The following is a 21065-nucleotide window of genomic DNA, read 5'->3' as shown; positions in this document are numbered from 1 at the left end:
ATTGGAGCGATACTCGAGGCGATATGCGTATTCTTTTTGTCCACAATACCTATCAGCATCGTGGTGGCGAGGATGCCGTGGTGGAGTCGGAGATCGCACTGCTGCGGTCGCATGGCCATGAAGTGGAAACTTGGTTTCGTAGCAATGACGATGTGATTGGAATGTCGACACCTTCTTTGGCACGAAATACCCTCTGGTCTAGCCGTACACATTATGAGGTGATGGATCGAGTGCGTCAATTCCAGCCCAACCTGATTCATGCTCACAATACTTTTCCACTGATATCGCCCTCCTTATACTGGGCCGCTGCTCATGTGAGTGTTCCGGTGGTGCAAACACTGCATAACTTTCGCTTGATGTGCCTAAATGCGATGCTTTTACGCGAAGGCAGGGTGTGCGAGGACTGCATGGGCCATCTGCCTTGGCGCGGGGTGACGCATGCGTGTTACAGGGGGTCGCGCCTCGCATCATCGGCCTTGGCGGGAATGCTTGCCCTGCACCGTGGAATAGGTACGTATCGCAACAAGGTGGCGCGTTACATTGCATTAAATGAGTTTTGCCGTAGCAAGTTTATCGAGGGGGGGCTGCCGGCAGAGCGTATAGTGGTGAAGCCTAACTTTGTGGATTTTGACAAACCGGAGTCCACTGATCGTCTGGGATTGTTGTTCGTGGGGCGATTGTCGGCAGAGAAGGGCGTAGCTACGCTGGCGTCCGCGATTTCGAAATTGGGAAATGCACAGCTGAGAGTGATCGGAGATGGCCCTGAGTTTGACAGCTTCAGTGGATTGGAAAGTGTCGTGCAATTGGGTAGACAGCCTGGTGAAACCGTGCGCAAGGAGATGTCTTGTGCGCGTGCGTTGATAGTACCGAGCATCTGGTATGAAAACTTTCCGCGAACGATTGTTGAATCCTTTGCTTGTGGAACGCCAGTCATCGCCAGTCGGATAGGTTCTATTGCCTGCATCATCGAAGATGGCAGGACGGGTTTGTTGTTCGATCCCGCTGATGCGCAGGACCTGGCAAACAAGATGGCATGGGCGTTGGAGAACCCGGAAAATATGGCTGAAATGGGGCGTTGCGCACGTCAACGTTACGAAGCAGAATTCTCGGCGGAAGTGAATTACCGGAAATTGGTGGAAATCTATGAAGACGCAATTCGTTCAGGTTGAGCCGGACCTGAGCCGCTTGGATCAGAATGTTTGATATGAGCCGGGTGAAGCACAATGACCATCCTCAGCCGGAGAGACGGGGATGGCCGCGATGGCTAATGGCTTTGGCGGCCACCTTGATTGTTGCCGTCGTCAACGGAGCTGCGTCCTCTCCTGTTTACGCTGACGAACTGCTTCATAATCCAGGATTTGAAGAGCCTTACAGGAATGGGCTTTCGGTGGGTTGGCGAGACAACAGTGGCTGGGCGGACGTCGATGTGGAATACAGCCGAGATACTGATGCGGTGCGAGGAGTATCGCAGCATATCATCAGCCACAGGGTGTCAGCAGGCGCCGTCCAGTTTGTGCAGAAAAAGATACCCCTGGAAGAGGGTAAAAGCTATTTGGTTTCCCTATGGATGAAAGGGGATGTGGAAGGTCCGGTTGAGGTCATGCTGCGAAAACACGGTAAACCATATACCACGTACGCACGCAAGGCCTTACGGGTCAGTAATGAATGGTCATTATATGAATTTCAACTAAATTCAGCAGTTGATGATCCTTCGGCTCTGTTCATGGTGCGCACTGCCGGGCGTGGTCAGATATGGCTTGATGAGGCTTCAATGAAAGAGGCGTCAGAGGCGTTATCCGCAGCCCCTGAGACAGGCAACTTGATTGCCAACGGAAGCTTTGAAGCCGATATGGATCGCTGGGCAGTGCAAGTCAGAGAGTCAGGCGGATACCGGCATGAAATGCCGGTATCGTTCGCGGATGTGAGGCCGTCTATCATAACCGGCGAGGTCCCACACGGCCTGCATGCCATGCGGCTCGATCTGCCGTTGCATACGCGCATGAGAATTACCACTCCATCGTTTCCCGTCAGCCCTGGAGATGTTTACACGGCAAGCCTCTGGGTTAAATCGGACCGTCCCAGGACGCTCACTATTTCCATGAAGGATATGGGTCTGGGGGCACAGAAAATACTGAGCAAGCGGATCAAAGTCAGCGGAAATTGGGAGAGATATTACTTTACCGTGGAGATCCCTCCAGCATCGGGCAGAAGTCAAATCCTGATGGTCGAAAGTATTGGAAAGGGATCCATTTGGATTGATGGTGTTCAGGTTGAATTGGGCGAGAAGAGAAAATTCGTGCCAGCCAGGCCTGTGGAAGTTGGCTTCAGGCGTGAAGGGAAGCCTCACCTGTACCATCCGGATCAACCGGTAGTACTGGAACTCTGCCTTGCTGCACACGAGGTGATAGATGAGGGTTACTCGCTGTTGGTTAACAGCAGGGACTTTCATGGCATGGAGCGTGAGTTAACATCCATTAATGTATATCGGGATAGTCCTGGAACGCAATGTTATTCAATAAACCATCCTTCGGATGAAACAGGATATTTCCGGATCCTGGCGAGTGTAAGCCGAAACGGAACCGTTGTAGATCGTGCAACCATTGCTATTGGCGTCGTGCCTGAGCGTTCAGGCCCTCCACTGTCCGCATCACCCTTCGGGGGGCATGCGCGCTTTAATCCCTCTAGTCTGATCGCAATGAGGAAGCTGGGGGTATCTTGGCTCAGAATGCATCCGCCGCTGGGTACAAAATGGTTTGTGGTCGAGCCTGAGCAGGGGCGTTTTGAGTTTATTGATGAACCTATACAATATGCGAAGGATTTGGGTTTTTATATTCTTGGTTCACTGGATGCGACCCCGCGCTGGAGTTCTTCGGCGCCACCAGCAATGCAGACTGAATCCGCGCATGGTTATAGAGCCTATCCGCCCAGGGATATTTCCGACTGGGGGAATTATGTCGAAACGATTGTTGATCGATATGAAGGAGTGATTGATCACTGGGAAGTATGGAATGAGCCGGATAGCGGCGGATTCTTAAAGCTTCCCGAAACGTCCGAAAGCCCGTTTGAGAAGAGCAGGAAAGCCCAAGTGTATGTTGAACTCGTCAAGGCCGCATACAATGCGGCAAAAAGTGTAAATCCAGGGGCTGTAATGGTGGCAGGAGCAGGTACTAATCATCCTCCTGTGCGCTGGATTGAGCATATTATTGATAACGGTCTGGCTGGCTATTTCGATGTGCTGTCGTTCCATTACTATACATCAGGCAGGCCGATCGATATGCATGATGTCCCTGCACGAGAAAGAGTCGAAGAAGTCAGGAAGGTGGCTGAAAATGGAAATGATAAGCACCGCGTCCGGATCTGGGAAACCGAGAGCGGATTCCCGCTGGAGGTATGTTCGCCAATAGCATACGGCAGTCCTGGTGAATACTGTGCGAGCGACAATGAGTCGGTCGCATTCCTGTTGCGCAATTATTTGGAATGGTTTTCCAGCGGCGTTGAGCGCTGGTTCTTCTACCATATGTTCTTCCCGGATAGGACAGATAGAACACGACTTGCGGGATTTTTTGAATGGGATAGATCTCCAACTGCGTTGGCCATAGCATATGCAGTCATGGCTGACATCCTTCGAGAAATGGAATTCAAAGAATTCCGTGAATTAAACGATGGTGTGGCCGTTATGGAATTCGCCGGGAATGAAAAAACGGTAACAGCATATTGGTTGAAGAATTGGGATCCCGATGCAAAGGTGGATGTCATCATGTCGCAGAATGAGGGAGATGATGGCGCGTCAATCATTGATGCAATGGGGGTAGAGCGTGACAAGGTGATGCCAGGCGAGGCTGTCAGGATTAAGGTTGGAAGGGTTCCTGTCTATAAGGTCGTGCAGCATAATGGCAGTGATGCAGTTGTTAATTGAATCTTTATATATCTTTATGGCGTTGCAATTTGAAGTAGACGTTATGATCGATGCGACTTGTGCATGCTCATGGTACAGACGATAGCAATGCCCATTCCCAAGAGTGGCCAGAAAAACTGGGTGTCGGCGGGGTAGAATAATGTCGAAGTGAATACGGCAAACAGGAAGCCTACGGCGACTGAACCGTAAGGCCTTGTTTCTGGGTTATCCTGCAGCCTGAGAGATGCCTTAAGCAGCCTGAGAAGCAGCCATAACAGCAGCAACACGCTGAGTATGCCACCTCTCGCCATCTGCCCCAGCCACATGTTGTGGATCCCTCTAACGTATGCTCCGTATTTTGAATAGTAGGATCCGTCCACGCCGAGGATCGGATTGTCGCCGATTACGCTGAATGCATACTGGTATTGCTCGAGTCTGCCGGCCGCAGTGCCTGCGGCATCCGCGCCACCAAAACTGCCAAGCAACGAAATGATCTGGTTGATTACAACGACAGAAACCGATACCGCTACTGTGCCTATAGCTATGAGCAAGGTATTATAGAGTAATTTATTTGTCGCCTTGCTGCGAAAATGAAAGATCAATGCCATGCTAACTGCCACGATCAGAGAGAGTATCATGCTCCTTGACTGGTTTCCGATTACACCGATTATTACCACTATGAAGGCGAAAATCTTTATAGCCGTCCACCCTGAAGATTTTTTCCGCAGTGCAAGGATGGTGGAAACGAACAGGGCGAGAAGAAGAAAAAATGCAGAAATCTGGGCTACATCGCCGTACGATGAATACAACCCGATCGACTTCTGGATGGTCAGATCGAATCTGCCCGCAGAGGATCTTTCATAGGGTAAGGTAAGCCAACCAACCGCTACCAGGAAGGCTGATACGCAGGCCAGTACAGCGTTGACGGAAATGAGTTTGCTTGCGGTCTTCACCCTCTCCAGATTGTCTACGAATAGAATAGGCAGGCAGAAATACCCGAACAGGATAGCGTCTTCCCATAGGAGGTATTGGTATATCTCAGGCTCATCAATTTTGGACACATTGCGGATAATGAAGAAGGCGAAGGCTATCAGTAAGTACGAAATCTTACTGGTATCGATTCTTTGTTTTCCGATGACTGCAGACACGGCCCAGAACAGGATGAGCACAGGCGCCAGAAGCTTGTCCAGTGCCAGTATGCCAAGATAAAACGAAGTGACAACAGTGAATGGCTGGAGGAGAAACCAGATCGAAAACGCAAAGAAACCCAGGCGCGCCATTGTTGATTATTCCTTCTCTTGTCGGTATTACGGACAACCGTATGCCTTAGCTCATGCCACGTCAGGTATTATCATACGGATTTATTTAGCACGGTCTTTAGCGAATCGATTATTGGTTGCAGCCTGATCCTATTTTATCCTGATCTGTTACGGGTAAGCAGGCCTTTCAGCATTCGGACAGCAACCAGGCCACTCCCATGGGTGCGGACTGACAGGCGCCCGTAGGCATATCTCCACATTATAATATTGACGAGAACGATGCCAGTGGAGTAACCAGCAGCTGCTCCCATTGCGCCGTATGACTGGGAGGCGAAGAAGCTTACCGTAAGCCCGATGCCGCCGGCTCCCAGCGCCGATGCCATCACGACCCGTTCATGGCCGGACATGGTCAGAAGCACTCCAGGCGACCCTGCCAGGACATTCAGAAACTGCCCGGCTGCCAGAATAAGGAAAGGCATCGAAGCCGCTCTGTATGGTTCCCCGTATACCAGCGCGAGGATCTCGGCGCCAAGGAGCAGTATCAGGCCGAAGACTGCAAACGCTGGAATACTCATCAGGGTGGCGGTCTTCTGCAACAGTGACTGCAACCCTGCCCGATCCTCCCGGCTGTAGAGGTCAGCCACCATCGGCGGAATGACTGCATTGATGACAGTCAGAGGCAGTACAAGGATGTTTATGAGCCGGAGCGCGGAACCGTATAGTGCGACCTCGCCCTTTGGCTGGAAGGCGGCGAGTAGCCACAGGTGAAATTCGCGTACACCGAAGAGAAAAATGCTGGTCACCATCAGTGGAAGGCCGAAACGATACACCTGCTGTAAAGACGGTTTCCCATCCCGGTCCAGCTCTTGAGCTCTGCGATGGAGAAGAAACAGGCCAACGGCCAGGGCTGAAGCAGTCGCCAGAACCGTTAATTGGATGATCTGGTCCAGGCTGGCCTGTCCCTGATGGAGCCATATCAACAGATAGAGTAGCGTGGACAATACAGCCGTCACCAGACCGCCAAAAATCGTGGCCAGTCGAATGTCATGGAAACCGCGAAAAGCTTCACTCACCAGGCCCTGTAGGGTCTTGACCAGAATCCATAGTGCCAGGAACAGAGTTAGCGGCGTGAGCAACGGCGAATCGAGCGCTGTCGTGAACAGCCAGTCACCCACTGGGGATACAAGTGTCGAAGCCGCGATAGTGCTGGTGATGAGGACCAGGGTGAAGGCACTGATAATGCCATTGCGCGCAAGTGCCTGCTGGCCCTTGGCCAGTTCACTTGCGATCAGTTTGACCAGTCCGCGATTCAATCCCCAGATACAGAATATGGAGATGAGGCTTACCACGCTGAAGGCGAGAAAATAGTTGCCCAGTTGTTCCTGCGTCAGTAGACGGGCCAGCAAGGCATTGCCCAGCAGGGTTGCGCCTGCGCTGAGTATCTTGCCGGACAGGGCCCATGAGGATCCGGACAGAAAGCGTCGGCGGAGTGAGACTCCATTTGAATGATGTGGTTTGCCGGCCATCGGTCATCTGTTTGCTGTACTAATGCGTTGGTTCTGTTGTCATGCGAACGTGCTTTCCCACCTGGAGCGGAAATCGGAAATTTCTAATTGGGTATAAAAATGTCTGGCATATTTAGACTGGTACATCTTATCCAAGTAGTCCTCTGGAAGATCAATCCTACGGCGAAGTTGGGCATAGACCTCAGCATAATTTTTGTCAGCTCCAATATTGGTTTTTACTAACTGGATTCTCGATGTACCAAGAAAGCGTCTCAGTGCATGAATGCCGGTGGCATTGAGGTCCTCCATACGTAATATGAGAAGATCGAATTTATCTGTGTGATATTCTGCGTAGCCCTGATTCATGGGGAATGGGTCTGTATACACATCGATACCGAGCGTGCCTTTGATTTCATAATCAAACCATGTTAATGGCCTTTCATGATCGAATTCGCTGAAGAATATATTTTTCAGTAATTCTGTTTTTGACAGGTCGTCTGGCGCAATACTTGGTGCATACAAATCCAGGTTTTGAAAGAAGGCAGAGATATTGCGACCCACAGGGTCTCTGACTAGGGAGATGATCTTCCAACGCCTGTTATCAGCAAGCATTTGCTCCCGTAGCGCAATATTATACAAATGGGCGGCAGTGCCCCGTCGCGCAGATTTACGGAACAGTTCTCCCCTTTCTAGCAATGCGTCGCTTAGAAGGTGGACATGGAAGATGGCGGACCCAAGCCCGGCATTGTGCAGTGAGTTGAGGACCGTACTGGAACCAACCTTGCCCATTTGCCATACGAGAATCGGGTCAGCACTCAGGGATAGATTCAGTCTGGTCCGAATGATCTGTCTGTAATATGGGCAGCCGAATATACGGCCGCCTAAGTCATGCAGAATTCCTAGTGGTCCTGGCATGGCTTCAGGCCTGCTTGTGCCGACGTTGATTGCGTGTCATGAGTTCCCGTCCGGTCAGTGCTATGAATTTTGTATTGGTGATGAGATAGCGCTTCCACAGCCGCTGCGGTTCGCTCAGCAGGCGGTGAAGCCATTCCAGCCCGAATTTCTGTAACCACTTTGGCGCGCGTTTGATGGTCTCGGCATGGAAGTCGAATGCGGCGCCTACCCCAAGCATTACGCCCCGAATATCGGATTTGCGGTGTGACATCCAGATTTCCTGCCGTGGGCAGCCGAGTCCGACGAATATCACCCCGGCACCAGATTTGTTGATTTCCTCTATGTAATTGTTTTCGAGTGCCATGGACCAGTTCCCGAATTCCGGGCTTAGGATTCCCCGGATCTCAAGATCGGGGAAGCGTTTGAGAAGCTGTGCGCGCAGTTTCTGCAGTGTCACATCTGTGGAACCGAACAGGAATACGCCAATACCGGTATGCTCGAGTTCAGTGCATAACTTGAGCATCAGGTCTGGACCGGCAATTCTGGTCTGACCGGGAAATCCCTTGTGTCTCAGCGTCCAGGCGATAGGTGCGCCATCGGGTAAAACCATATCGGATGAATCCAGCGCTTCAGCAAGCCCGCTGTTTTCGCGCGCCGTTACTGCAGAGTGGACATTGCACAGACACACACTGCGGGACTCGCGATTCAGTGCCCATAAATGAATCTTTGCCAGGAGATCGCTCCAATCCGCCGCGTCGACGAAGGTGCCAGCCACCCTGTCGCCCCGGCGGCTTGAAGCCACATGATCAAGTGAAGTGTCGTTCATTCTCAGGCAAATCTGCGATGGATGGATTGGTCAGTTTAAAATGTTTATTTTTTTAAGTAAAAACAGGAAATTAAAACAATTTCAGGGTGTCAGCCAGTTCCTGTGCGCCACAACGTCGAAAGCCATGATGGCGTCATATTCCTGCATGGTTGCATTTACCAATCTGCCATGTAAAGTGATTAAATTGCAACCATTATAGACGAGACAGAGCCATGGATTTCGTTGTGCCGTGGAGTTCTGTTTATCTGTTCATGCCAAATTGACGGGGTGGGAGTGTGAAGGCTGAGCCCAGATTTTGGTTCGCCATTCCGGTGCATAACCGCATTGAGTTGACGCGTAGCTGTCTGCAGAGTATCCGGAAGCAGGTGTACCGTAACTTCAGGATCGTGGTCTGTGACGACGGCTCCGAGGATGGGACGGCCGGAATACTGGCCGCTGATTTCCCGGAAGTCGTCGTACTGAATGGGGACGGTAACCTATGGTGGACCGGTGCAACTAACGAATGTGTCAAGTACATACTGGAGAATGCGGCTCCGGATGATTATCTGATTACGCTCAATAACGACCTCGAGCTTGCTGTAAACTATCTTGGAATGATGGCGAAGGCGCTGGAACATAAGCCGGATGCCGTTCTTGCCTCTGCTTCCTATGATATCGCGCAACCTGACAGACTGGTTGAGCCGGGTGAGCGTATGGATTGGGTCCGTGCCAAGGTGCGCAAACTCGATCCCGTGAGTTACGATTATTCAGGTTTGGCAGAAATCACTCACGCGCCAGGCCGGGGTACAGTATTTCCGCTGCGGGTTTTTTCATCGATAGGGCTGTTTGACTTTGAAGGCTTGCCTCAATATGCCGCAGACTACGACTTTACGCATCGCGCCAGGCGCGCCGGCTTCCGTGTTTACATGAATTACGATGCAAAACTCTATTCGCATGTCGATCATACAGGTTCGAGTGCGTTCAAGGGGGGATGGTCCCTGAACAAGTTCTATGGCTATCTTACCAGTATCAAGTCACCGGGTTGTCTGAAATACCGCTGGCGGTTCGCCCGTAAGAACTGCCCTCGACTGTTGCTGCCGAGCTATATTGTGCTTGATACTGCGCGCGTCCTGATTAGCTACCTGTTAAAGCGACGATGGAGAATGTGCTGACTGACCTGGGTTATTCGGTAATGCAGCGGTTCGTTCCAGCGGGAATTATTTGCTAAGGATGTAATAGGCCGATGCCGGTGCGAATTTTTCATGCAATTTCGTTCTGTGGTACTTCATGTTCCATGAAAATGCCCGGCTCAGAAGTGCGTCCGCGGTCGTGATAAGCGAGTTGTTGTACGCTGCAATATGAAGCTTGCTGGTGAGCTTCGGGATCAGCGGGAATACGCAAAATGCCCGGCGTCTGATTTTGAAGCCCGATCTGCCGATAATGTCGTCCAGGATATCGATCGGAATCCCACGCTCTCTTTTGGTGAGCCCATGTCTGGGTTTTCGCCAGTCTCCCATGGAGATGATTGGTTCGCGTAACAGCATAATGCCGCCACGGTCGAGGCATCTGAAGCATTCGCTCATTACATAACTCACATTCGGAATGTGATGCATGACGCCAAGGCTGGTAATCAGATCAAACTGATTATTTTCGAATGGCATGGTCCCTTCGGGATTGGGTTTGATATAGCTGCAGGATGTACCGAAAATTTCCCTGACGTCGGCAAAGGCGTCAGACGGATCGAGTATGAAGATTTGTCTTATCTGCTTTATTATCGGGATGAATTCATCGCCGTATGCGGAGCCAATTCCCAGGGCTTTGCTGAAGTGTGCTCCCTTCAGGTGCCTGAAGGCATGATGAATGTTAAGTCGATGATAAACGTATTTGTAAGCGGCCTTTTTCTTAGCGCCGAGGTTGGCGTATCCCTCCGCCTCGTCCATAAACCATTTATGGATATCTTCAGCTTGGAAGTCGTCGCCGTATAACTTTTCACCGCGAAGATAATCTGTATACTCATCCGTCATCTGCTCTGCCCTGTGCTACATTGCTCTGTTATTGTCGGCTGTTTTTCTTTCGCTAGCCATGCGGGGATGTCGTCGATATAGCCGTGCTTTTCAAGTAGCCTGCGAAGCTTGGCGTTATGTGGATGATAAAATTCATTGAGTGCGGTCATAGCCGCCTCTGATGGACTTTCCTTTTGCATGTCGGCTTCATTGACAAGATTATATGCACCGCGAATCAATTTCCTCGCAGAGGGTAGCCGGTTCAGGGCCGGTTCTATCAGCTGATTTATACTATGGGCTGTAATATGTATCAAGCGGGATCGATATGCGCGGGTCCTGTTTTCCCGGGTGAAGGTGTAATCATCGTAGAACTTTTCGTCAATCGCTAAAAATTCCGCCAGACGAATCATTACTGATTTCGGCATCGATACAAGGTGATCGAAAAACAGAATACATATGTTTTCCGGGCCGAATATTTTCAGGTATTTGCTCAGGTATTCAGAATAACAGCCGGTATGCATGTAATAGGCTGCCCTGAGTCTGGGGTCGTCGGAATTGTTATTGGCTTGAGATTGATGGTTGATGGCATGACTGACGAATTCATCAAACGACCATGCGCCGAAATTTTTGCTTTCAAGAAGACGGAGATTCCGGAAACCAGTGAACAACCGACTTGCGGGCTCTCTGAGAATGAATGCCAACTTCACTCCGGGCAGTGCTGCATGGATGGAAGGTGCGATTCTGTCTGCAAATTGAAGGTAGTGGGGTGTTGCTTCAATCCGAATCTTGTGCGATGCATTGCAGTGGGAAAAAAAGCCGGAGTATTTCTCCAACTCACGCGAAGTTATATTACCAATATGTCTGATAAAGAATTGCGTTTCTTTTCTTGATGATCCGCAAACTTCAGGGTGATCCGCCAGATATCTGAATAGTGACGTGCTTCCCGATCGGCCAGTGCCGCCAATGATAAGATTTGGAAGATGCATAAGGTCGGTTGCCTGCTAGTGTTTGTGTATTTTCCCAACACTGAATACTGAACTGGGCCGTCGGTGTAAACGACGCGTCTTCCAAACACTGGAGGAGCTTCGCCATTCAGGCCAGTAGGAAAGATAAATTACCGCGTATGCACATTTACAGTTAATGTTTTGCCTGAAATATTGAATGTAAACAAAGCGCTATAAAATGCAAGGTGCTGTTGCATCATATTGTTTATGCAGGTGGATTATTAATATGGCCTCTGTGTTGCGGATTCGTGTTTGTGCCGATAGTATCTCAAATTGAAAAACACGCAATGTTCGGGGGCGTCGATTTTCTTTACGGATTAATTATTAGTAAATGCTAATAAACGGGTGGATCAGTTCCGGCGATCAGATGGCTGAACGAACAGGATGATCAGTGTCGTTCTCCTGGGTAAAGCCGTAAACCTGTGACAAAAATAAATCTATTGAATCTCCACTGATGGCTCAGCTTTCTTTGATTATGGGGACGCCTCTGTGGCGGGTATGGCGCTGTCTGAATGAAGTCCACGCTGCAAGGTAGGTCGATTGTAACTGCCACGTATGATAATAAACCTAAATTCAAGGTAACTTGATATCACTGTTTAACCAATAGACTGCCGCCTATGAACAAGTATGATGCAAATGAAACCTATGCTACCTATCCGGCGCGGATTTGGTTGCTTCTTCTCCTCTCTGTCCTGGTTCTGGCCATAGGTTATGCCGGAACATTCGAGAATATGCTCTCCCTCTGGAATAAATCAGAGGAATATGGAATATGCATATCTGATTCCGGTTATAACCCGGATTCCTCATTTGGCAGCGGCGTTTCGAAATCCAGAAAACCGGCATCAAAAGTTCCTATGCAGGGTTGGTTCTGGTTGCGGCAGGTGGTGCGCTTTTGTTTTTGGGCCTGCTGGCAACAACCCACACCCTGGCTCAATATTCTGTTGTTATAGTGATTATGGGGTTGGCTCTCACCTTTCTGGGGTGGAGGGCATTCAAGCTGGTCTTTGCGCCTTTGTTCCTGCTTTTCTTCATGGTGCCGCTGCCGCCCTTCGTATTCAATAATCTTTCAGGCAAGCTCCAGCTTATTTCCTCAGAGATCGGCGTGGCCGTTATCCGGCTGTTCGACATCAGCGTTTATCTGGAAGGCAATGTGATCGATCTGGGCAGCTACAAGCTGCAGGTGGTCGAGGCCTGCAGCGGGTTGCGTTACCTCTTTCCGCTGGCCAGTCTGAGTTTCGTCGCGGCCTATATTTACAAGGGCGCGCTGTGGAAAAAGGCGATCATATTTTTGTCCAGCGCGCCGATAACCGTGCTGATGAACAGTTTTCGCATCGGCGTGATCGGGGTGCTGGTGGAATACGGCGGCCCCGGGCAGGCGGAAGGCTTCCTGCATGATTTCGAAGGCTGGGTCATCTTCATGGCCTGCATTGCCATCCTGGTACTGGAAATGGCCGTGCTGGCCAAGATCGGCAAAAACAAGATGACATTGGCCGAGGCCTTCGGCATCGATATACCGGTGCCGCCGGAAAATCCGGACCGACGCTACGTGAAGTCGGGCGCACCGCATTATCTCTTCCTGGTGCTTGCCGGTGTAGTGACGGCCGGTGCCGTCTATGCCCAGAATGCGGAGAACAGGGTGCCGGAACGGCGGCTGTTTGTCGGTTTCCCCATGGAGCTTGCAGAGTGGAAAGGGAATGAGGACAAGCTTGAGACGATTTACCTGGATGCGCTGAAGCTCGACGATTATCTGATAGCCGATTACCGCAACGATGCCGGCCAGCAGATCAATTTCTATGTGGCCTATTACGGCGACCAGACCGCGGGTGCTGCGGCCCATTCCCCTCGTTCCTGTATTCCTGGCGGTGGCTGGCAGATCAAGAATCATGATGTGGTTTCCGTCGAAGGGGTGCAGGCACACGGTCAGCCGCTCGAGGTCAACCGCATGATCATCGCCAAGGGGGATTACCGGCAGCTGGTGTATTACTGGTTCCAGCAGCGTGGGCGGGTGATCAACAACGAATACTGGGTCAAGTGGTACCTGTTCCAGGATGCGCTGACCCGGCACCGTACCGACGGGGCACTGGTGCGGCTGACCATCCCTATTCAGCCCGGGCAGGATCTGGCCGATGCAGAGGAGGCGCTGCAGGAGTTTGCGGGGGTGGTGGTGCCGAAGCTTGGGCCGTATGTGCCGGAGTGATTTGTGGGTGTCGGGTTACGCCCTGTCGGGCTAACCCGACCTGCATTGACTGAAAAATTAGCCGTCATTCCCGCGCAGGCGGGATTCCACAATGTCCAGTGGTTTCTGGATTCCCGCCTGCGCGGGAATGACGAAGGATCCGGTGGTTTCTGGATTCCCGCCTGCGCGGGAATGACGGAGGATAATTAGAATATTTTGACTGAGATTCCTGCCAATCACCTGCTGATTCTTGTGGCGGCCATGGTCATCAGCATGACGCTGATTCCGATCATGGTCCGGCTGGCGCCCGTGCTCGGGATGGTCGATAAGCCGGACCCCCGCAAGGTGCACACCACTCCGATTCCGCGCGTGGGTGGGGTCGGGATTGTGATCGGCACCCTGGTGCCGCTGCTGGTCTGGCTGCAGGTCGATGCCCTGCTGGCGAGCTATCTGGTCGGGGCGCTGATCCTGCTTCTGTTCGGCGCCTGGGATGATGCGAAGGAGCTGGGTCACTATGTAAAGTTCATCGGCCAGTTCGCGGCCGTGATCGGGGTGGTGTACTGGGGTGATCTGTACGTCACCCAGCTGCCGCTTCTGGGCCATGATGCGTTGTCCGAATCGGCAGGTAAGGTGTTCACGGTCATTGCGATGGTGGGCATGATCAACGCCATGAACCACTCCGATGGCCTGGACGGCCTGGCCGGCGGCGAGTCGCTGATCAGCCTGCTGGCCATTATCTATCTTGCCTTTCAGGCCGGCGGGGGGCTGGCGGTGGTCATAGCGGTGGCCACCATCGGCGGGGTGTTCGGTTTCCTGCGCTTCAATTCTCATCCGGCCCGGGTATTCATGGGCGATGGGGGCAGCCAGTTCCTGGGCTTTACCCTGGGATTTCTTGCCGTCTATCTGATGACGCGGGTCAATCCGGCTCTGAGTCCGGCGCTGCCCCTGTTGTTTCTCGGGCTGCCCATCGTCGACATCCTGGCCGTGTTCGCCCAGCGTATCTATCACGGCATGAACTGGTTTCGCGCCACCAAAAACCATATCCACCACCGGCTGCTGGAACTGGGATTCGAGCATCATGAATCCGTGATCACCATCTATGCCATTCAGGCGCTGCTGGTCCTGCTGGCGGTGGTGCTGCCCTATGAACACGATCTGCTCATCATCGCGCCTACATAGGCGTATCCGTTGCGGTGTTCGCAACACTGCTGATCGCGGAGCGCAGCGGCTGGCAGAAAAGCAGCGAACGTCTGCTGTTTCCGGCGGTCAAGGCCTTTGGTGTGATCCGCAAGCAGCCGCAGTTCCTGCAGGCGTTGACCGGCCTGATGATGGCGGGGATTGCACTTTATTCGCTGGTGGTTGCGTTCGCTGTGAAACAGGTGCCGCTGCAGTTCGGTTATATCCTCATCATACTGGCGGCACTGCTGTTGGCGCGTCTTCTGGCGGGGTTCCGTTTATGGTTCCTGTTCCTGCGTCTGACCCTGTTTCTGTCAATGGCGGCGCTGGTTTACCTGGTCAATCTGTATCCCCAGGACTGGTTCGGGGAGATATCCCGGTTGTTCGATTATGCGGTGTTTGCCGTGCTGATTCTGACGATTGCCGCCGGGATGCGATTTGCCGAGAATTCCCGTTTCGACGTCAGTCCGCTGGATTTTCTGGTGATTCTGATGCTGCTGGTGGTGGGGATTTTCCCGCAGCAGATCGGGTTGAGCGAGACGCTGCTGCGGCTCATCATTGAGTTCGTGGTGCTGTTCTATGCGGTGGAGTGGGTGCTCAAGCACATGCGCAGCCGCTGGAATCTGATGACGCTCGGGGTGCTGGCGAGCCTGGTGATATTGTCGGGGCGGTTTCTGGTGGGGTGAGAGTGAGGATGGCTGTGTCCGGCCGCCTTCCCTTTCTGCTCGTCATTCCCGCGCAGGCGAAAATCCAGTGCATGTCACTGGTATCGTCATCTTACCCCCACCCGCGCAGATCGCGGGATCCAGCCGGCGCCCGTGGAGTTCCCGCCTAGGCGCGGGAATGACGGGGTTGACCGGGGAATGACGAAAAATTATCTTGCAAGTAGGGGTGTGATGAGAGAAATGACTAAAGGGCTTGCACTGATTACAGGTTCTACAGCCCGGACAGAAGCGCCTAGCTGCAGAGTTCCTGCGGGAGAAGGGCTACGAGGTTGCATGAGGTCTCAAGCGCCGGCTTCTTCGTCAATAATACGACCGTATCGCCCACTGTAACCAGGACCGCTGTCGCCAACCGGAATTTCATTCCCTGCACTATGGCGATCGGACCCGATTCCACCAACGCCTGATCCGCATCATCCGCGATGCGGGTGGGGCAGGGTGCAAACGCGCGGACTAGGCTCTTACAACCATGCCAGGCACAAGTCATGTGGCGGTACTCGTTCAGAGACCACCCTAGTAACACGACCATGGCACCGATAGCGCCCCTCGGGTACCCTGCGGTTCAACTGCGGAGGCGATTCGTATTCTGGGGGGGGCTGGAAAGAAGGCCAGTTCTACCAGGCCTAGACCAGTTTGTAAAACTGTCTGGTCAAGGTGCAGGATATTCCGCAAGAATGGAAACCAACGCCCTTCTAATCCGCGCAGCCCCTATGCCGTTGGCCAAGCTCTAATGCGACGGGTCTGCGTGAACTACCTGCGAGGCTAACGGCATCTATGCCTGTTAACGGCATTCTGTTCCCACGAATCCCCCAATCGCGCGGCGATGACCGTTTGTCACCCGCAAGAATCACCCCGCGCTGTGGCCCCGCATCAAGCTCGCGTCTGCAGGACAACTGTACCTCGGGCACCTGGGTGCCAGGCGCGAGCTGGAGACATGCGAAGGACTATGTGCGTATGCAGTGGCTGATGCTGCAGCGGGACACGCCAGACGATTATTGCATCGCCACCGGAGTGCAGTACTCGGTGCGGGATTTCGTCAACGCCGCCTGCAGCGAGGTCGGGATGGAGCTTGACTGGCAGGGGGAGGGTGTCAACGAGAAGGGTATCGACCGTAAGACCGGGCAGGTGCTGGTCGAGGTCGATCCGCGCTACTTCCGGCCTACCGAGGTGGAGACCCTGCTGGGTGACCCGTCAAAGGCGAAGGAGAAGCTGGGCTGGGTGCCGGAGATCACCTTTGATGAGATGGTCGCGGAGATGGTGCGCGAGGACATCAAGATCGCCGAGCGCGATGAGTTGTGCAGGCGTGAGGGATTCAAAACCTTCGATTACAACGAATGAGGGATGGCCGCGGAATCCGCTGAACTCTTCCCGTCATTCCCGCGCAGGCGGGAATCTATATGCCACGGCGGTTTCTGGATTCCCGCCTGCGCGGGAATGACGGTGATAGGTTTGGAACTGCCGCTGAATCAGCCCCGTCTATAAGCTTTTAGTGGATTTAGTGGTCATATAGATTATGAATAAAGACTCAAAGATATACGTCGCGGGCCACCGTGGCCTGGTGGGTGGTGCCATCGTCCGGCGGCTGGAGCAGGCGGGATATACGAATCTCGTCACGCGCACCAGCAGTGAGCTGGATCTGCGTGATCAATCTCAGGTGAACGCGTTTTTCGAGACGGAGAAGCCGGAGTATGTGTTCCTGGCGGCGGCCAAGGTCGGGGGGATACTGGCCAATGACTCCTATCCGGCCGAGTTTCTGTATGACAACCTGATGCTGGAGGCCAATGTCATCCATGCGGCCTACCGGGCCGGGGTAAGGAAGCTGCTGTTCCTGGGCAGTACCTGCATCTATCCCAAGCAGGCGCCCCAGCCGATGCCGGAGGACAGTCTGCTCACCGGGCCGCTGGAACCGACCAACGAGTGGTATGCGGTGGCCAAGATCGCGGGGATCAAGCTGTGCCAGGCCTACCGGCGGCAGTACGGTTGCAACTTCATCTCCGCCATGCCGACCAATCTGTATGGTATCGGCGACAATTTCGATCTGGAAAAGTCGCACGTCATGCCGGCGCTGATCCGCAAGATGCACGAGGCGAAGGAGGCCGGGGCGCCGACGGTGGAGATCTGGGGCACGGGCACGCCGCTGCGGGAGTTCCTGTTTGTGGATGACTGCGCAGATGCCTGTCTCTTCCTCATGGAAAATTACGCTGACGAAGGGATCGTCAATATCGGCGTGGGCGAGGATATCTCCATCGCCGATCTGGCCCGGCTGGTCGCCCGGGTGGTGGGCTATGAGGGCGAACTGGTGTTCGACGCCGGCAAACCGGACGGCACGCCCCGCAAGCTGGTCGATACCTCCCGAATCAACGGCCTGGGCTGGCGGCCGACGGTTTCCCTGGAGGCGGGAATCCGGGTAACCTACGACTGGTACCGAAAGCGGCTCGGCGAGGCCGGGGTGCGGGGGGTTGGATAAATTCTAATGGCCACGGAATACACGGAAAGCACGGAAAAAAAACAGGCCTGTCATTGCGAGGCGCGCAGCGCCGCGGCAATCTCTGAAAGGGGCTGCCGCATTCTTGAGATTGCCGCGCTACGCTCGCAATGACGAGTCTGTTATTTTCCGTGTATTCCGTGCCCATTGAAAATACTCAAATAAAACCGAGTGGATGGTGGATGCAATGAATATCAAGAAAATTACACTGGTCGTTCTGATTTCCGCGGTCCTGGGGGCCTGCGGCGGCGCCGAGGAGCGCAAGCAGGTCTACCTGGAGCGCGGCAAGACCTACCTGGAGGAGGAGAACTTCGAAAAGGCCCGGGTGGAGATCAAGAACGTGCTCCAGATCGATCCCGAGCATGCCGAGGCCTACCTGCTGCTGGGCCGGATCATGGAGAAGGAGCAGAACTGGGCCAAGGCCTACGGCAACTACACCAAGGCCGTGGAGCTGGACCCCACCCTGCTGGATGCGCGCATGCGGCTGGGGCAGTTCATGCTGCTGCAGGCCAATGCCGCGCGCTCGCGCGGGGAGACAGAGGCCGAGGCCGAGGCGCTGGCCAAGGTGCGCGAACACCTGGCCGCGATCCGCGAGGCCGATCCGCAGCATCCGGGCGTGCCCGCCTTGTCCGCCTCGATGAAGGCGCGCGACGGTGATCGTGATGGCGCCATTGCCTTACTCGAACCCTACTTCGAAAGCCACCCTGAGAAGACCGAGGTCGCCGTGCTGCTGGCCAACCTGTATCAGCAGGCCGAGCGCCACGATCAGGCCCAGCAGGTGTTGGCTCGCGCCGTCGAGGCCTCGCCCGGCGAGGTCTCGCTCAAGGTCCAGCTGGCCCAGGCCTATGCCCGCGACCAGAAACCGGAGGACGCCATTCAGGCCATGCGCCAGGCGATCGAACAGAAACCGGAAAATCTCGGTTTCCGGGTCAGTCTGGCCTCCTACTACGCCCAGCTGGACCGCATCGACGAGGCCGAGCAGGTGCTGCACGAGGCAATCACGGTCGACCCCGAGGATCCCGAGCGCCATCTGGTGCTGGTGGATTTCCTCAACAACCGGGTCTCGTTCGAACGGGCCGTGGAGGAACTGCAGGCCGCCATCGACAAGCTGCCGGAGGCGCATGAGTTGCGCTTCGCCCTGGCCCGCCTGCATGGCAGCAAGCAGCAGACGGAAGAACGCAAGGCCGTGCTGAAGGCGATTGTCGACAAGTGGGGCACCGAGCCGCAGGGACTGGAGGCGAAGGTGGCCCTGGCACAGATCGCCGCCGGCGAGGAGGATCTGGACACCACCCGCCGGCTGGTGGCCGAGGTGCTGGAGGAGAATCCCAGCGACAGCGGCGCTCTGATGCTCAAGGCCCGCCTGGCGCTGATGGATGAGAATTACACGGATGCCATCACAGCCCTGCGCACCGTGGTCAAGGACCAGCCCGACAATGCCCAGGCCCTGACCCTGCTGGCCGGCGCGCACATGCAGAACGGCGAGATGGAACTGGCCGGGGATAACCTGCGCCGCGCCGTGGAGGCCGCCCCGGACAATATCGATGTCCGCCTGCGCTATGCCGGCTATCTGCTGCGCCGGGGCGAGCTGGATCTGGCCGAGCAGCAGGTCGATGCCGTGCTCGAGGCGGATCCCGAGGAATCGCGGGCCCTGGTCGCCAAGACCAATATCCTGGCGGCGAAGAACGATCCCGATCAGTTGAAGGACGTCATCGGCAGCATGCAGGCGGCCGACCCCGACAGTCCCGAGGGCTATTTCCGCATGGGCCGGGTGCACCGCACCATGGGCGATCTGGAGGCCGCGCACGCCGAGTACGAAAAGGCCCTGGAACGGGCCGAGGGCCAGGGGAGCATGCTGATGCTGGGCGAGATGGTCTCGCTGGAGATCCAGATGGACCGGCTGGATTCTGCCGAGGCCCGGGTGCAGGCTGCCCTGGAGGCGGATCCGGAACATCCCTCGGCCCACGGCCTGCGGGCGACCATCCGCATGGCGCAGGAGCGCTACGGCGAGGCCGAGCGCGAGTACCTGGCCCAGATCGAGGTAACGCCGGATGCGGCCCAGCCCTATGCCCGGCTGGCCTCGGCCCGAATGGCCCAGGATGACCTGGACGGGGCCATCGAGGCCTACCGCGAAGGCCTGGAGCGTCAGCCGGAATCCCCGGATCTGCTGATCCCGCTGGCCGGCGTATACGAGCGCAAGGGCGACTATGATCAGGCGATCGCGCTCTACGAGCAGTTGCTGGAGACCAATCCGGACAATGCGGTCGCCACCAATAACCTGGCCGCCCTGCTGTCGGATCATCGCACGGACGCAGCCAGCCTGGACCGCGCCCTGGAACTGGCGGATAAGTTCAGGAACGCGGAACAGCCCGTGTTCCTGGATACCCTGGGCTGGGTGCACTACCGTCGCGGCGAGTATGAGCAGGCCATCGAGGTGCTCGCGCGCGTGGTGAGGCAGGCGTCTGATGTGGCCATCTTCCAGTATCACCTGGGGATGGCGCATCACAAGGCGGGCAATGCCGCCCAGGCCCGGGAGCATCTGCAGAAGGCCGTCGACTCGGGCAACGAGTTCGGCGGGCTGGAAGAGGCACGGAAGGTGCTCGAAGAGTTGCAGTAGCCCGGTGTGCCGGATTCCGTTATTCCGGTCCAAGGCGAGCGGAGGGGGGAATCCATTAACCCCGGCGGTTTCTGGATCCCCGCCTGCGCGGGGATGACGGAAGCAGCGGACTGCGCGGTGGTGGTATCCACCCGTCATCCCCGCGCAGGCGGGGGTCCAGCCGTGGCAGCAGGCGGCCCGGTTCGTCATCCCCGCGCAGGCGGGGGGCCAGCCGTGGCAGCAGGCGTCCCGGTTCGTCATCCCCGGGCAGGCGGGGATCCAGCCGTGGCAGCAGGCGTCCCGGTTCGTCATCCCCGCGCAGGCGGGGGGCCAGCCGTGGCAGCAGGCGTCCCGGTTCGTCATCCCCGGGCAGGCGGGGATCCAGCCGTGGCAGCAGGCGTCCCGGTTCGTCATCCCCGCGCAGGCGGGGGTCCAGCCGTGGCAGCAGGCGTCCCGGTTCGTCATCCCCGCGCAGGCGGGGATCCAGTGCCCGCGGGGTGTCCAGGTTCCGCGCTGGTCCGGTACAGCCGCAGGTCGGTGCCGGAAGG

Annotated in this window: 16 protein-coding genes; 10 read left to right on the top strand and 6 right to left on the bottom strand. The window is 55.1% G+C overall.

The window, feature by feature from the left end; all coding sequences use genetic code 11:
- Nucleotides 1-23 precede the first annotated feature (23 nt).
- The gene (locus D6C00_RS06570; protein WP_125180989.1) at nucleotides 24-1169 is read left to right on the top strand and encodes a glycosyltransferase family 4 protein; all 1146 of its coding nucleotides are present in this window, start codon (nucleotides 24-26) and stop codon (nucleotides 1167-1169) included.
- A 26-nt stretch (nucleotides 1170-1195) separates the two neighbouring features.
- Nucleotides 1196-3916 (top strand): carbohydrate binding domain-containing protein, encoded by a 2721-nt coding sequence (locus tag D6C00_RS06565; protein WP_125180988.1) that lies wholly within the window; start codon nucleotides 1196-1198, stop codon nucleotides 3914-3916.
- A gap of 41 nt (nucleotides 3917-3957) precedes the next feature.
- Here D6C00_RS06565 and D6C00_RS06560 read toward each other — a convergent pair whose 3' ends face one another.
- The 4 genes from D6C00_RS06560 to D6C00_RS06545 form a co-directional block, all read right to left on the bottom strand.
- Nucleotides 3958-5175, bottom strand: a complete 1218-nt coding sequence (locus D6C00_RS06560; protein ID WP_125180987.1) for an O-antigen ligase family protein — start codon at nucleotides 5173-5175, stop codon at nucleotides 3958-3960.
- A 134-nt stretch (nucleotides 5176-5309) separates the two neighbouring features.
- The gene (locus D6C00_RS06555; RefSeq protein WP_125180986.1) at nucleotides 5310-6680 is read right to left on the bottom strand and encodes a lipopolysaccharide biosynthesis protein; all 1371 of its coding nucleotides are present in this window, start codon (nucleotides 6678-6680) and stop codon (nucleotides 5310-5312) included.
- A gap of 39 nt (nucleotides 6681-6719) precedes the next feature.
- Nucleotides 6720-7448 carry a putative capsular polysaccharide synthesis family protein gene (locus D6C00_RS06550; protein WP_158675337.1) on the bottom strand — a complete coding sequence of 243 codons (729 nt, stop codon included), beginning with the start codon at nucleotides 7446-7448 and terminating at the stop codon, nucleotides 6720-6722.
- A gap of 130 nt (nucleotides 7449-7578) precedes the next feature.
- Nucleotides 7579-8379, bottom strand: a complete 801-nt coding sequence (locus tag D6C00_RS06545) for a WecB/TagA/CpsF family glycosyltransferase (RefSeq protein ID WP_125180984.1) — start codon at nucleotides 8377-8379, stop codon at nucleotides 7579-7581.
- A gap of 275 nt (nucleotides 8380-8654) precedes the next feature.
- Between D6C00_RS06545 and D6C00_RS06540 the strand changes: the two genes are divergently transcribed.
- On the top strand, nucleotides 8655-9530 hold the full coding sequence (locus D6C00_RS06540; protein WP_125180983.1) for a glycosyltransferase family 2 protein: 876 nt from the start codon (nucleotides 8655-8657) through the stop codon (nucleotides 9528-9530).
- Between the two features lie 45 nt (nucleotides 9531-9575).
- Here D6C00_RS06540 and D6C00_RS06535 read toward each other — a convergent pair whose 3' ends face one another.
- Both D6C00_RS06535 and D6C00_RS06530 read right to left on the bottom strand, forming a co-directional pair.
- Nucleotides 9576-10382 carry a class I SAM-dependent methyltransferase gene (locus tag D6C00_RS06535; RefSeq protein WP_125180982.1) on the bottom strand — a complete coding sequence of 269 codons (807 nt, stop codon included), beginning with the start codon at nucleotides 10380-10382 and terminating at the stop codon, nucleotides 9576-9578.
- The gene (locus D6C00_RS06530) at nucleotides 10379-11347 is read right to left on the bottom strand and encodes a sulfotransferase family protein (protein ID WP_125180981.1); all 969 of its coding nucleotides are present in this window, start codon (nucleotides 11345-11347) and stop codon (nucleotides 10379-10381) included. The genes D6C00_RS06535 and D6C00_RS06530 overlap by 4 nt, the downstream gene beginning before the upstream one ends.
- A gap of 635 nt (nucleotides 11348-11982) precedes the next feature.
- On the opposite strand from D6C00_RS06530, the gene D6C00_RS16035 reads away from it, so the two are divergent.
- From D6C00_RS16035 to D6C00_RS06500, 7 genes are all read left to right on the top strand, one after another.
- On the top strand, nucleotides 11983-12315 hold the full coding sequence (locus D6C00_RS16035; protein ID WP_241546812.1) for a hypothetical protein: 333 nt from the start codon (nucleotides 11983-11985) through the stop codon (nucleotides 12313-12315).
- Nucleotides 12207-13562, top strand: coding sequence for a VPLPA-CTERM-specific exosortase XrtD (xrtD, locus tag D6C00_RS06525; RefSeq protein WP_241546909.1), 1356 nt, complete (start codon nucleotides 12207-12209; stop codon nucleotides 13560-13562). Before D6C00_RS16035 ends, xrtD begins: the two co-directional genes overlap by 109 nt.
- A gap of 195 nt (nucleotides 13563-13757) precedes the next feature.
- Complete coding sequence (locus tag D6C00_RS06520) at nucleotides 13758-14720, top strand: glycosyltransferase family 4 protein (RefSeq protein WP_125180979.1); 963 nt, start codon at nucleotides 13758-13760, stop codon at nucleotides 14718-14720.
- 101 nt (nucleotides 14721-14821) lie between these two features.
- Nucleotides 14822-15403, top strand: a complete 582-nt coding sequence (locus D6C00_RS06515; protein WP_125180978.1) for a hypothetical protein — start codon at nucleotides 14822-14824, stop codon at nucleotides 15401-15403.
- An 810-nt stretch (nucleotides 15404-16213) separates the two neighbouring features.
- Nucleotides 16214-16777: a GDP-mannose 4,6-dehydratase gene (locus D6C00_RS06510; RefSeq protein WP_125180977.1), complete on the top strand. Its 564-nt coding sequence runs from the start codon at nucleotides 16214-16216 to the stop codon at nucleotides 16775-16777.
- A gap of 175 nt (nucleotides 16778-16952) precedes the next feature.
- A complete protein-coding gene (fcl, locus tag D6C00_RS06505) occupies nucleotides 16953-17906 on the top strand; it encodes a GDP-L-fucose synthase (protein WP_125180976.1) in 954 nt (317 codons plus the stop codon).
- Nucleotides 17907-18111: 205 nt separating this feature from the next.
- The gene (locus D6C00_RS06500; protein ID WP_158675336.1) at nucleotides 18112-20538 is read left to right on the top strand and encodes a tetratricopeptide repeat protein; all 2427 of its coding nucleotides are present in this window, start codon (nucleotides 18112-18114) and stop codon (nucleotides 20536-20538) included.
- The last annotated feature ends 527 nt before the right edge of the window (nucleotides 20539-21065 follow it).

Source organism: Thiohalobacter thiocyanaticus (genome assembly GCF_003932505.1).
In the GTDB taxonomy this organism is placed as follows: domain Bacteria; phylum Pseudomonadota; class Gammaproteobacteria; order Thiohalobacterales; family Thiohalobacteraceae; genus Thiohalobacter; species Thiohalobacter thiocyanaticus.
Note: the sequence above shows the minus strand (reverse complement) of the source record. Positions and strands in the feature narration are given on the sequence as shown.